11 protein-coding genes and 1 pseudogene are annotated in these 12843 nt (G+C 62.6%); 7 read left to right on the plus strand and 5 right to left on the minus strand.

The annotated features are described in order from the left end of the window. Nucleotides 1–149: 149 nt before the first annotated feature. The gene (locus LNV07_RS13720) at nt 150–1850 is read left to right on the plus strand and encodes a M14 family zinc carboxypeptidase (RefSeq protein WP_263571729.1); all 1701 of its coding nucleotides are present in this window, start codon (nt 150–152) and stop codon (nt 1848–1850) included. On the opposite strand, the gene LNV07_RS13725 is transcribed toward LNV07_RS13720, so the two are convergent. The 3 genes from LNV07_RS13725 to LNV07_RS13735 all read right to left on the minus strand — a co-directional run bounded on the left by LNV07_RS13725 (nt 1842) and on the right by LNV07_RS13735 (nt 5580). Further along, a complete protein-coding gene (locus LNV07_RS13725) occupies nt 1842–2780 on the minus strand; it encodes a LamG domain-containing protein (RefSeq protein WP_263571730.1) in 939 nt (312 codons plus the stop codon). The two genes, LNV07_RS13720 and LNV07_RS13725, sit on opposite strands and share 9 nt — an antisense overlap. A gap of 177 nt (nt 2781–2957) precedes the next feature. Further along, nucleotides 2958–4877 (minus strand): bifunctional diguanylate cyclase/phosphodiesterase, encoded by a 1920-nt coding sequence (locus tag LNV07_RS13730; RefSeq protein ID WP_263571731.1) that lies wholly within the window; start codon nt 4875–4877, stop codon nt 2958–2960. Nucleotides 4878–4908: 31 nt separating this feature from the next. Continuing rightward, nucleotides 4909–5580, minus strand: a complete 672-nt coding sequence (locus tag LNV07_RS13735; protein ID WP_263571732.1) for a transglutaminase-like cysteine peptidase — start codon at nt 5578–5580, stop codon at nt 4909–4911. Nucleotides 5581–5715: 135 nt separating this feature from the next. On the opposite strand from LNV07_RS13735, the gene LNV07_RS13740 reads away from it, so the two are divergent. From LNV07_RS13740 to LNV07_RS13760, 5 genes and pseudogenes are all read left to right on the plus strand, one after another. Continuing rightward, complete coding sequence (locus tag LNV07_RS13740) at nt 5716–6579, plus strand: HDOD domain-containing protein (RefSeq protein ID WP_263571733.1); 864 nt, start codon at nt 5716–5718, stop codon at nt 6577–6579. Between the two features lie 80 nt (nt 6580–6659). Beyond that, complete coding sequence (locus LNV07_RS13745; RefSeq protein ID WP_263571734.1) at nt 6660–8486, plus strand: PHA/PHB synthase family protein; 1827 nt, start codon at nt 6660–6662, stop codon at nt 8484–8486. Beyond that, on the plus strand, nt 8446–9822 hold the full coding sequence (locus tag LNV07_RS13750) for a phenylacetate--CoA ligase family protein (protein ID WP_263571735.1): 1377 nt from the start codon (nt 8446–8448) through the stop codon (nt 9820–9822). Before LNV07_RS13745 ends, LNV07_RS13750 begins: the two co-directional genes overlap by 41 nt. A 182-nt stretch (nt 9823–10004) precedes the next feature. After that, on the plus strand, nt 10005–10178 hold the full coding sequence (locus LNV07_RS13755) for a hypothetical protein (protein WP_263571736.1): 174 nt from the start codon (nt 10005–10007) through the stop codon (nt 10176–10178). A 264-nt stretch (nt 10179–10442) separates the two neighbouring features. Continuing rightward, a pseudogene (locus tag LNV07_RS13760) lies at nt 10443–10706 on the plus strand (DUF3734 domain-containing protein); the annotation flags it as partial. Here LNV07_RS13760 and LNV07_RS13765 read toward each other — a convergent pair. Continuing rightward, on the minus strand, nt 10669–11199 hold the full coding sequence (locus LNV07_RS13765; RefSeq protein WP_263571737.1) for a GNAT family N-acetyltransferase: 531 nt from the start codon (nt 11197–11199) through the stop codon (nt 10669–10671). The pseudogene LNV07_RS13760 and the gene LNV07_RS13765 sit on opposite strands and share 38 nt — an antisense overlap. Nucleotides 11200–11340: 141 nt before the next feature. Here LNV07_RS13765 and LNV07_RS13770 point away from each other — a divergent pair, with 141 nt between their 5' ends. Beyond that, nucleotides 11341–11946, plus strand: a complete 606-nt coding sequence (locus LNV07_RS13770) for a superoxide dismutase family protein (RefSeq protein WP_263571738.1) — start codon at nt 11341–11343, stop codon at nt 11944–11946. Between the two features lie 6 nt (nt 11947–11952). Here LNV07_RS13770 and LNV07_RS13775 read toward each other — a convergent pair whose 3' ends face one another. Beyond that, nucleotides 11953–12792 carry an isocitrate lyase/PEP mutase family protein gene (locus LNV07_RS13775; protein ID WP_263571739.1) on the minus strand — a complete coding sequence of 280 codons (840 nt, stop codon included), beginning with the start codon at nt 12790–12792 and terminating at the stop codon, nt 11953–11955. Nucleotides 12793–12843: the final 51 nt, after the last annotated feature.

The raw sequence follows: 12843 nt of genomic DNA on the forward strand, positions 1-12843 counted from the left end.
TTCAGGTTTTTTCGGGCCAGACCAAGCAAGCAGATTGCCTGTTGCGCGACAGGCATGACCTGACCCTGGCATTGGCTTTGAACTGAGGTTTGGTGAGACCATAATTCGCGCCTTAGCCCATCCTGCCACCCCTGCTCGCCGCATCCACCATGACCGACACCGCCACCGACCTGTTGCTCACGCCGTTTGAACAAGGCAATCAAAATCAGACCACCCAGTGGGCCGAATGCATTGCTTTTTATGAACGCTTGCAGGCACGCTTCCCGCGGGTTTTGAGCTTCTTCCAGATCGGCAGCTCCGACAACGGTCTGCCCATCCATGCGGGGCTGGTCAGCGCTGACGGCGTCTTCGAGCGCTTGGCCCTCAAGCAGGCCGGGCGGCCGGTGTTCTTCAACAACAACGGCATCCACCCCGGCGAACCCGAGGGCATTGATGCCTGCATGGCGCTGGTGCGCGACTTTTGCACCCAGCCCGAACGGCTGGCGGCCCTGGGTGAAACGGTGTTCTTATTCATCCCGGTCTACAACGTCGACGGCTGCCTGAACCGGCAGGCCAGTTCGCGCGTCAACCAGGATGGGCCGGAGCAATTCGGCTTCCGGGCGAACGGCCGCAACCTCGATCTGAACCGCGACTTCATCAAATGCGACAGCCTGGCCGCCCAGGTCTTCAACCGCTTCTTCAGCGACTGGGACCCCGATGTGATGGTGGACACCCACACCTCCAACGGTGCGGATTACGCCTACACGATGACCTTGATTCATACCCAGTTCGACAAGCTCGGCGACGGGCTGGGGCCCTATCTGATGGACCGCATGCTGCCGGCCATTTACGCGGCCATGACCGAGCGCGGTTGGCCGACCTGCCCCTATGTCAATCCGGTCAAGCTGACGCCCGATGACGGCATCGAAGACTTTCTTGAAACGCCGCGCTTCTCGACCGGTTTCGCCGCCCTGCACCACTGCATAGGTTTCATGCCCGAGACCCATATGCTGAAGCCCTTTGCCGACCGCTATGCCTCGATGCGCGCGCTGGTCGAAGTGGTGCTGGCCTTCACGGTGGTCAACGCGGGCGAGTTGCAGATGCTGCGCCGGGCCGCCAGGCAGGCCTCACAAGCTCGGCGCAACTGGCCGGTCTTGTGGCGGACCGATTACAGCCGCCCGGCCAGCTTTCGCTTCAAGGGCTATGCGGCGCTGCAGCGGCCGAGCTTGCTGGGCAACTACAGCCGCTTGACTTACGACCGCAGCCAGCCCTGGGAGCGCGACATCGCCTGGTACAAGCGCTGCACGACCGAATTGGAAGTCAGCACGCCCAAGCAATATCTGATTCCGCAAGCCTGGCGCGAAGTGATTGAGCGTCTGCAATGGAATGGCGTGCAGCTGCAACGCCTGAGCGCGGATCAGATCTTGCAGGGGCAGGCCTATATCGTCGATGAGGTTCGCTCGCGCCCGGGGCCTTACGAGGGCCGGCTGTTTCACGAACAAATGGCGCTGCGCCGGCAAGCGGTGAGCGTGCAAGCGCGTGCCGGTGACGTGCTGGTGGCGCTGGATCAGCCCCATGCGCGCTATGCGGTGGAAACGCTGGAGCCGCAGGCGCATGACAGCTTTTTCCGCTGGGGCTTTTTCAACAGCATCCTGGAGAAGAAGGAGAACTACTCCGACTATGTGTTCGAGGACACGGCGCTGGAGCTACTGAAGACGGAGCCCGGCTTGCGCAGCGAGTTCGAGGCCTGGAAAACCCAGCACCCCGAACTGCTCGCCAATCAAGCGGCCCTGCTTGATTTCATCTACGCCAAGGCTCAGCGTTATGCCGAGCCTGAATGGCGGCGCTATCCTGTCATCAGCCTATTCTGAACGCTGCGCAGAACTAAGCGCAGAAGGCTTGCGGCGACTCCATCCCAGCGCACCGGCTGCCAAGGCCACCAACAATAAGGAGCTCGGCTCAGGCACGGAGGCACTCGGGTCACCCGCCAGGCCGGCAACCCGTTGAATGCCGGCCAAGCCGTCGCTGTTGATGCTGCTGACTTGACCGGCCGTCAAGGCACTGGAGAAGACAAACAAGTTGTCCATCAGCCCTTCCCAGGGCTCGGTGCCGCCGCTGCGGTCAAAAGCGCCAAAACGCAGATCAGGTGCGGTCGTTCCGTAGTCATCCGAAACTGTGGTCGACTTGAGCACACCGTCAATGTAGAGGCTGGCATTGATGCCGGCCATGCTGACCACCACCAGATGCCAGTCATTCAGCGTCATCGTGGCACCCGTGTTGCGCGGGCCGGTGCAGTTGCTTCCACCGGTTGTCTGCCAGTTGCCGGCCGCAGCATCCAACCAAAGGCCTCGGTCCCAGCACCCATCGTCATGGCTGAAAAAAGTGTACTTCGGGTTCTGCGTGGTCGCGGATGTCGGTGAGAGCTTGAGCCAGCCGCCGATCGTCAGATCGCCCTTGCTCGGCGAAATATCAATACCGACCGTGAAGCCGCCGCCGCTGTTCTGGGCTGCATTGGGCGCCGGGTTGAACCAACTGCCGGTCGGCGCGAACTTGGCGGCTTCACCCTGGTAGCCCTGGCCGCCGGTTGTCACCGAGACGAGGCCCTGCTCATAAAAAGTCGGGTTCTTGCCGTTGCCGCTGGCGTCGACAACATTGGCAAAGTTGCCATTAGCACCTTCAAAGGTGTAAAGACCAATCAATGGCGCCGCCTGAGCGGTGGCGGTCAACAAGCCGCCACACAGGGCGGCACAGGCCGCTCGTGAAGCAAAATTTGCAATGCGTGACGATAAAAAGCGTTTCATAGTGGGCGCCTATTAAAGATGAAGTGGGATTTACTACTTCGCTAGCAGACTTCGCAGCAGCAGCCACTTCATTCTAGGGATTGCGCAGGCGTCAGCGCCCCCTGGTTCCGGGGGTTCACCCTGCTATCGGGGGGTGGGTTAACGCCAAGTCCCGAGCACTAGCATTTGGACGCAAGGTCAGGCCTTCAAGCGCGCCGTCGCCCAAGGCCCCGTCACACCGTCCAACTCGCAGTCCCACAGCGCCTGCACGTCCATCGCGTCGCGCAGGCCTTCGGCGTAGACCTTCAGCGCCAGGCTGCGCAGCATCACCAACATGCCGCGCACAAAGGCGGCGCGGGCCGCGTCTCCCGACACACCGGTGACGACCGAGACATCGAGCTTCACATAGTCCAGCCCGGCCTGATAAAGGCGATCGACCTGCGCCAGGCCGGCGCCGGCATGCTCAAGCCCGAGCTTCACGCCCAGCGGTCGCAACTGGCGGCCCATCTCGAACAGCAGATCGAAATGATTGGTCGCGGCACTCTCGGCCAACTCCAGGCCGAGTTTGCGGGCGGCTTGTGGCGCATGAAAGACCTGATCACGCAGACGGGCGACAAAGTTGCCATCCAGCAAAGAAGTCGGCGCGATATTGACGCAGCGTTGCTGGCCGTCTTGGGCGATGGCCTCCAGCGCCAACGAGACCGCCAGCAGATCCACATCGGCCGTCAATCGGCTGCGCACCGCCAGCGGCAGCCAGCGCGTGGCCGGCTCGAACTCGCCCGCTTCTTCCAACTGTAATTGCAGCGGGCATTCCAGATGCAAGACCCGACCCTCACGGTCCAAAACCGGGTATTGCAGCAGCTTGCCGCGCCGATCTTTGATTGCATCGCTGATCTGCTCCCGCCAAGCCCGCTCGCCTTGCGCCCGTTGCTGGGGCGCGCTCGCATTGATCGACTCGACCACAAAGCCGGGCTGATTCTCGGCCCGCGCCAGCGCCGCGTCGGCTTCACCGAACCAGACGCCAACGGCCGACTCGCGCGGCAGGTCGACCGCACCCAAGGCCACCTGGATGCCGCCGCCAAAGGCCGGCAAGCTGGCATGCAAGGCATCGGCCAAGGCTTGCGCCGTCTCGGCGGCTACGTCGGGTGCGGGCAGCCACAGCGCAAAATCGGCACCGTTCAGTCGGCCAGCCAAACAGCCACGCACGCGCTCGGGATAGGCCATCACGGCCTTGGCCATGGCTTGCAGAATTTGATCCACCGCCGGGCGTCCCAAACGCTGATTGAGGCCGGCCAGATCGCGCAAACGCACCAGCACCAGCCCGGCTTGCAGCGGGCCTTCATCGCGCGTCAGCGCCGACTCCAACTCGGCCAGAAAATGCTTGCGTGAACTCATGCCCGTCAACGGATCGCAATGCGCTTGCACCCGCAGCACTTGCAGCTGATCGGCCTGCGCCTCGAACATGCTTTTGACCCGCAACACCATCGCGTTCATCGCCTGAGTCAGGCCCTTCAGCTCAGGGACATGGGGCTCTTCGATGATCTGGAAACTGCCCTCGACGACGGCCCGCGCCTGCGCGACCGCGTTATCGAGCGGGCGACGGATGCGGTGCAGCGCCAAATAGGCGGCTGCACTCGCCAGCAGCGCCAAGGCTCCCAAGAGCAAGGCCATGCGGGTCAGACTGCGCCATAACTCATCATGTGCGTAGGCCGAATGGGAGAGCACTTCGACCGAACCGATCGCGTTCCAGCCGTTCGAGACCTGCGCCACGCCGGGCTGCACGGCAATGGGCAACAAGGACACAAACCAGGCCGGCGCCTTGCCCGACTGGGCGGAGGTACGGCGCTCGAACGCAAGCTTGCCATCGGCCTTGCGCCAGACCACGCTTTGGTAATAGCCGGTGTCGAACTGCGCCGAAATCAGCAGCTCCATCAACTCAGCATCGCCGTGCTGCTGCGACAAGGCCAAGGCGAGCGCTGACGCGTTGTCGCTGTTCTTGATCTGCAACTGGGTTTGCAACAGTTGCCGGGTCGAAAAAGTGGACACGGCCACACTGCCGGCCAAGGCCAGCAAGACCACGCCCAACACCAGCAACCAGACTTGACGCATCAAGGACATGGCAAATCCCAATCTATTGTTTTCATTTCGTTCAAAAACCTTCCGCGCGGGCCTTGGCCAGCAACTCCCGCCACTGCGACAAGCGCACCAAGGGATCGCCGGCCGTTGTTGCGCCCACTCCTTGCCACAAGCCTTCGCCATTAAAGCTGAAGACTGGCTGCAAGTCCGGACGCTGCGAGGCCGGGCGCACATCTGCGATCAGATTATCCAGAATCAAAGGCTCCGTTCCCGGCTCGGCATAGTAGGCCAGCACCATATGCGCGAGCGAGCGCCCGCCCACCATCGCGCGCACATAGACCATGCGCAACTTGGCCACCGGTGTGCCGGCCGCGAGCAGGCTCAGATATTTGGCAATCGCGTAGTCCTCACAGTCGCCGCGCCCCTTGTCCAGCGCTTCCAAGGGGCTGGCCCAGTAATCGGTCTTGCCCCAAACCTCGATGTCATCGTGGAACTCGATACGGCGATTCAAATAGCTATTGATGGCCGTCAGCCGCTGCGCCTCGTCCAGTGCTGCGGCGCGCTCAATTGTCTGCAGCAAGGCCTGCGCTTCAAGAACCGTGCGGGGGTTGAACTTGGCGGCAGCATCCAAAAAACGGTTGTTGTCCAAGGCCGCACTGGGCAGCAGCCATAAGACCCCGAGCAGCAGTCCGCCACAAGCCCAGTGCGGCTTGCTCGGGAACTTTCTGCGAGTGAAAAAGGCCATGCTTTAGCGGAAACTTGTTCGTCGCAGCGAGCAATAAGCGCTCAGACTGAGGCTGACTATGCTGATAATGCAAGGCACTTTACAGGCTGTGCGGCTCGCCCATCCCTGAAGTCGCGATTAATTGGCCCCTATTCAATGAGCATCCCAGCAATTCGCCAAGAAATTGACAACTCGCGCAAGAGCGGAGCGCTCAAGACCATCATCATTCCGCCCTGCCCCGAGTTGCTGGCGCGCTTGCAGCAGACGATGGCCCAGGCGCAACCGGATCTGAACGAGGTGGCGCGCATCGCGGCCAGTGATGTGGCGATGTCGGCCACGCTGCTGCGCATGGCCAACAGCCCCGTCCACATCTCCGACGGCATGCCCTGCACGACCGTCGGGCAGGCGATGACGCGCATCGGCCTGAAAGAAACCACCGCCATCATGACGGGCTTTTTGCTGAAGAACGCGATCCCCGTCAACAGCCCGCATTTGGCGCGCTTTTGGGAGCGCTCGGCCAAGCGCGCCGCTGCGATGGCCTTTGTGGCCAGGCAGTTGCCGGGCATTTCGGTCGACCTGGCGCATACCTACGGCCTGTTCTGCCATATCGGCATGCCGGTCTTGCTGCAATGCGTGCGCGGCTACGGATCAACCATGGTGGAAGCCTCGGCCCGCGTGGACCGATCCTATATCGCGACCGAGAACGCCAACCATCGCACCGACCATGCGGTGGCCGGTGCGCTGCTGGCCCGCGCCTGGAATATGGCGCCCGAGTTGATGGCCGGCATCCGCCTGCATCACGACCTGCTTTCGCTGGGCGACAAAATGGTCGAGCCCGAGGTGCACACGCTGGTGGCGGCCGGTCTGATTGCCGAGCATTTGATGCGTTTGCACGAAGGTCTGCCAGAAGACGCCGACTGGGCCGCATATGCGCCCTCGGCGCTGGAGTGGCTGAGCGTCAGCCTGGCCGACGTCGAGCAATGGGACGATTTGCTGCGCCCGATTCTGGACGACTTGTGAGCCAGCAACTCAAGTAGGGATTGCCGGGCTCTTGCCCAAAATCAAATAGAGCTGCTGCTTTCGACCGCAAAATCGAAACCATGCAGCGACTCAACAGCCCTTTCGACCCCTCCCCGCCAGCTCGCAATGTGGAGTTGCCGACGCAACGCCTGGATCGCCTGCTGCATGCCAGCGCCGCGCCATTGACGGCGGGCATATCGCCGGTGGCGCTGTCCTTGGCCTTGGCTGATTGGGCCTGGCATTTGGCCGTGTCGCCGGGCCGCCAGCTGGAGTTGGCCAGATTGGGCGCACAGCTGGCGACACAGACCTTGAAAGACAGTGTGCCCAGGGCGGACGACTCGACCAGCGCAAAAATCGGGGAGCAAGACAGCGACCCCCGATTTCGCCATCAGGCCTGGGCGCAATGGCCGTTCACGGCATTGCGCAGCGGCTTTCGCCAGAGCGAGGAGTTTTGGCGCGAGGCCGCGCGAATGCCTGGCATGAGCGCGCACCATGCCGAAATGACGCAGTTCTTCGCCCGTCAGGCCTTGAATATGCTGGCGCCTGCCAACTGGCTGCCGACCAATCCGGTCGTGCTGCAGGATGCCGTCGCCAGCAGGGGCGCCCATTTGCTTCAAGGTGCACGCCATTGGCTGGAAGACGTCAGCGGCGGCTTGATACCGACTCAGCCCACCGAAACAAACCGTCATGTCCCCGGCCGCGATGTCGCCATCACGCCCGGCCAAGTGGTGATGCGCAACCACCTAGTTGAGCTGATCCGCTATAGCCCGCAGACCGAGCAGGTCTATCCGGAGCCACTGCTGATCGTGCCGTCCTGGATCATGAAGTACTACATCCTCGACTTGTCGCCACACAATTCGATGGTGCGCTATCTGGTCGAGCAGGGTCATCAGGTTTACATGCTGTCCTGGCGCAACCCGGACGCCAGCGACCATGACTTGAGCATGAATGACTATCTGCGCCTGGGGATATTCGAGGCTTTGAGGGCAATTGGCGACATTCATGGCAAAAAGCAGCCCGTCCATGCAATGGGTTACTGCTTGGGCGGCACCTTGCTGAGCATCGCGGCGGCGGCGCTCGGCCGTCGGGACGGCCAAGCCGGCGAGGCTCGTGGCGATCGCGGCGGCGTGGCCGGCGCCGAGAATCTGCCCGAGCTGCGCTCGCTGACCTTGCTGGCGGCGCAAACCGACTTCTCCGAGCCGGGCGAGCTGGGCCTCTTCATCGACGAAAGCCAAATTGGCTATGTGGACGAAATCACCCGCGGCAAAGGCTACCTCAGCGGTGAACAAATGGCCGGCTCGTTCCAGTTCTTGCATTCCCGCGATCTGGTCTGGACGCGCCGTATGCGCGAATACCTGATGGGCGAACGCGAACCGCACACCGACCTGATGGACTGGAACGCCGACACCACCCGCATGCCTGCACGCATGCACCACGAATACCTGACCGCGCTCTACCTGCATAACGCCTTGGCTACCAGCAGCTACCGGGTTGATGGGCGCAGCGTGTCACTGGGCGATATCGAGCTGCCGATCTTTTTGGTCGGCACCGAACGCGATCACGTTTCGCCCTGGCAGTCGGTCTACAAGCTGCACCATCTGTGCGAGGCCGAGATCACTTTTGTGCTGACCAGCGGCGGCCACAACGCCGGCATCATCTCCGAGCCCGGTCACCCGGGGCGCAGTTTCCGCATCGACACCCGACCCCGCCATGGCGCCTGGGTTCCGCAACAGGAATGGCCCCAAGGCCTGGAGGCACAGAGCGGCTCCTGGTGGCCGGCTTGGCATGACTGGCTGGCCGCGCGCTCAACCGGCATCGGCAAGATCAACAAGGCGCGGGCAAGGCCCGAATCAATGAAGCTGGGCGATGCGCCCGGGCTCTATGTACGCCAATGCTATCCAGATTGAGGCCATCGCTGACCTCCAATCCAAGCGGCTACTGGCACTCTTGGAGGCCGCGCGTGCGGCGCCCTTCTACCGCCAACTCCTCGCCGGCCGCAGGCTCACCGAGCTGACGCTGCAAGAGTTGCCGGTGCTCAGCAAGACCATGCTGATGCAGCAGTTTGAGCAGCATCTGTGCGACCCGCAACTGAAGCTGGCGGACTTGCAGCAACTCTGCCGCGACCCCAAACGGATTGCCGAAAGCTACCTCGGCCGCTACACGGTGTGGGAAAGCTCGGGCAGCAGCGGCCAGGCGGGCATTTATGTGCAGGACCCCGCCGCCATGGCGCTCTACGAGACCCTGGAAGCCACCCGCCGCCAGTCGCCCCGGCCTTGGCAGCGGCTGTGGGACCCGCTCTATCTGAGCGAGCGCTTTGCCTTTGTCGGCGCAACCGGAGGGCATTTCGCCAGCCATGTGTCGGTTGAACGACTGCGCCGCGCCCAGCCTTGGTTGACCGGCCGATGGCGCAGCTTTTCCATCCTGCAGGCCACGCCCGAGCTGCTGAGCCAGCTCAACGCCTTCGCGCCCAGCATCATCGCCACCTACCCGACCGCCGCGCTGCTGCTGGCGCAGGAGTTCGAGCACGGCGCTTTGCGCTGCCGGCCACAAGAAATCTGGACCGGCGGCGAAACCTTGACTGCAGCGATGCGCAACCGTATCGAAACCGCCTTCGGCTGCGCGCTTCGCAATAGCTACGGTGCTTCGGAGTTCTTGCCCATCGCCTGGGAATGCGCGGCGGGCCAGTTGCATGTCAACGCCGACTGGGTGATTCTGGAGCCGGTCGACGCCCAATACAGGCCCACGCCGCGAGGCCAAGCCTCCCACACCACCTTGCTGACCAACCTGGCCAACCATGTTCAACCGCTGATTCGCTTTGACCTTGGTGACAGCATCACGCTGGCGCAGGAGCTCTGCACCTGTGGCTCCGCCTTGCCGGTGGTCGAGGTCTTGGGGCGCCGTGACGACATGTTGTTTATGCCCGGCCGGGCCGGTCGCCGAGTGAGCTTGCTGCCACTGGCCTTGACAACGGTGCTGGAAGACGAGGCCGGCTTGTTCGACTTCCAGCTCCAGCAACTTGCCGACGGTGGCCTCCAATTGATCTTGGGCGCCGACGCCGATCAAAGCCGAACGGCGCGCGAACGCTATCGTCGGGTTCTACGTGAGTTTGTGCTGGAGCAAGGAGCTGCCGACCTACCGATCAGCACCTGCATTGCCAAGCCATTCACGCTCGGGCGCAGCGGCAAACACAAACGTATCGTGGCCGCAGCGACAAGCAAATCTGAAAGCCAGGTTTCGTCATGAACAATTGCCTCCAGCATCAGCTTGCTTCCCCAAAGGCACCAGGCAGCTTGCTGGCTGCCGCAAGCTGCCTATTCATTGCATTGAGCCTGCCATGTGCGTCTGCGCTGGCAAATCAGCAACTGGCATCGGACATGGGTTGCTACAACTGCCACGGCCAGCCTCCCCTCAAAAACGCGCCGACGATGGCCAGACTGGCCGAAAAAGCAGCCAAGTCCCGCGGCGACGAGGCCGCATTGAAAAAGCGTGCCGAAGCACTGCGTGCGGGCGCTTTGCGGCGACCGATCGCAGCCCACCAACGGCTCAGTCCCGAAGCCGCCGAGCTGCTGATTCGCTGGCTCAGCGAAGGCGCGCCGTAATGCGTTGTAAAGAGGCGTCGAAAGACATGACAGGCTGGTCAGCATCGACACCAAGCCGGGTCGCTCCTATGACGTCGGCGCTTTAAACACTTAGCCGCTTGACTTGGGCGCTGGACGATGACGAGCAAGAACAAGCAACACAAGGCCACCGCAGCTTGCGGCGAAACCATCCTGCTCTTGCAAGGCGGCGGCGCCTTGGGTGCCTAGGAACGCGGGGCCTATCCCTCGAATTTTCGCGAAACGGCCGAAAGACTTGCAGGACGACCCCGATGTGCGAGCCTTGGCGAATTTGCGCTGCGACGGGTCGGTCGATGTCGTGATCTGATCTATCGCAGCAAGCATTACGAGACCCAGTCAAAAGATGTCGAGTTCTCTCGGTTTCCCATGAACGAGCATTGGCATGCCGGCCATGCCGACAGGGCCCAAACCCTGCATTCGCCGCGCTGGCTGGAACGCGAGCACCGCGAGCATGGCGTGCATGTGTATGACCTCAGCGAGGCGCCTGATCCCACCATTGCTCGGCGCTGATTTCATAGACCGCACAGTCCATTTGGTACCAGGGCTCGATGCCTCGGTAGTGCATGCCCAGGCGCTGCATCACCCGGGCGGAGCCGCTGTTGTCGGGGTGACAAACGGCCAGCAACTGCGCGCCCTTCAGCGTCTCAAAGGCAAAGCCGGCCATGCAGCGCGCCGCCTCCGAGGCAAAGCCTTGATGCCATTTGTCCTTGCGAAAACGCCAGCCGATCTCAAGCGGGTTGATCGCATCGCGGTCGAGATGCTGGATCGCGCCGGCGCCGATCAAGGCGCCGCTGGACAGCTCGAAAATTGCCCACCAGGAGTAGCCCCATTCGGCCCAGCGCGCCTTGCAGCGCTCTATCATCGCCCGCGTATCGTCGAGGGTATCGGGCTTGCCGGTGATGTAACGCATCACCTCGATATCCGAATTGAGCTCGAACAAGCCGCTCAAATGCTCATCGGAGATGGGCTCAAGCCGCAGACGGGTGGTCGTCAGAACAGTCATGTCAAGCAGCTCCAAATTGTTCAATAATTTGCCGGCCGCCAGTCTAGCAAGACCTTGCCGAACAGAATGAATTTTGCCGCGCCAAGGCATGGCCAAAGCGGCTAAAGTCGGCACCTGCCTCAACGTCTAACGGAGTCCCTCATGTCCATCAGCTACACGCCTTTTCGCTACCTTGCTCTAGCGGCCGTTGTCGCACTCAGCGCCTGCGCCACCCCCGGAACGAGCCACCAGGATCATGCGGGCGGGGCGGACAAGAGTATGGGCATGGGCATGGGCATAGGCATGGGCGGCATGAGTATGGCGGGCATGGCGATGGCCTCGCTGACGCCCACCCAGGGCAATAACGTGCGCGGCATGGTGATGTTCCATGAAAAGGACGGCCATGTGATGGTGCACGCCAAAGTCAGCGGACTCAAGCCGAATGCCGAGCATGGCTTCCATCTGCATGAAAAAGGCGATTGCGCCAGCGTCGATGGCACAAGCGCCGGCGGCCACTTCAACCCTGACGGCAAGCCGCATGGCCCGCAAGCCGCCGCCCACCATGCCGGCGATATGCCCGCCTTGAAGGCCGACGCCAATGGCGTCGCCGATCAGAAGTTCATGTTGCATGGGCCCACTGTGGCCGCCGGACCGGCCAGCATCAATGGCCGCAGCGTGATCGTGCATATCGGCCCGGATGACTACGCGACCCAGCCGACCGGCAATTCGGGCGCGCGGATTGCATGCGGCGTGATTGCCGCGCACTGAACTGATTTACTCGGCCGAGAACAGCGCCTCGGCCTCGGCAAAGCCGTAGAAGCTGCGCGTCATGTGTTGCCAGGTGCCGCCGGCCTTGGCTTCTTGCGCGATGTCTCGCACCAGGCCCATCACGGCCAACATCGGGCATAGCCCCAAGCTGACCCTGCGCGCGCCGGCCGCAAACAATTCCGGCGCCGACGGAGCACCCGGCATCGCCATCAAGTTGACCGGGCCTTGCAGCGCCGCGCAGAGCCGGCGGATTGCATCCAAGTCCGCCAGACCGGGCACAAACACCATGTCTGCGCCGGCCGCGAAATAGGCGTTGGCACGCGCCACCGTCTGGGCGAAACGGTCTTCGGCATCGACACCCAGGCCGAGCAGAAAAGTGTCGGTGCGCGCATTGATCCAAAGCGGCAAGCCGGCTTGGCTCGCGGCGGCTCGCGCTGCGGCGATACGCGCCACTTGCTCGTCGCTCGCAAACAGCCGGGCCGTCACCTCACCATGCACCCTGTCCTCCAGATTGACGCCCACCGCCCCGGCCGCGATCGTCGCCCGGACGGTTTGTGCCACCTCGGCCGGCGCGGCGCCGTAGCCGGCTTCGATATCGGCATTGACCGGGACCTTGACGCAGGCCGCTATTGTCCCGACCTCGCGCAGCATCGCGTCGCGCCCGATCAACTCGGCATCCCGGAAACCGCGTGCATAAGCGATGCCGGCGCTGGTCGTACCGATGGCCGGGAAGCCTTCGGCGGCAAAGATCCTGGCACTGGCGCAGTCCCAGGCATTGGGCAGCAGAAACTTGCCTTGCTGATTGAGTTGGCGAAATTGTTGGGTGAGTTCGAGTTGAGTTTGCATGATAAAAAAAGCCAGCGATAGATTGGGAAGGCCTGCATCTTGCCCAGGCTT

Source organism: Roseateles oligotrophus (assembly GCF_025717515.1).
GTDB classification, from domain to species: domain Bacteria; phylum Pseudomonadota; class Gammaproteobacteria; order Burkholderiales; family Burkholderiaceae_C; genus Paucibacter_A; species Paucibacter_A oligotrophus.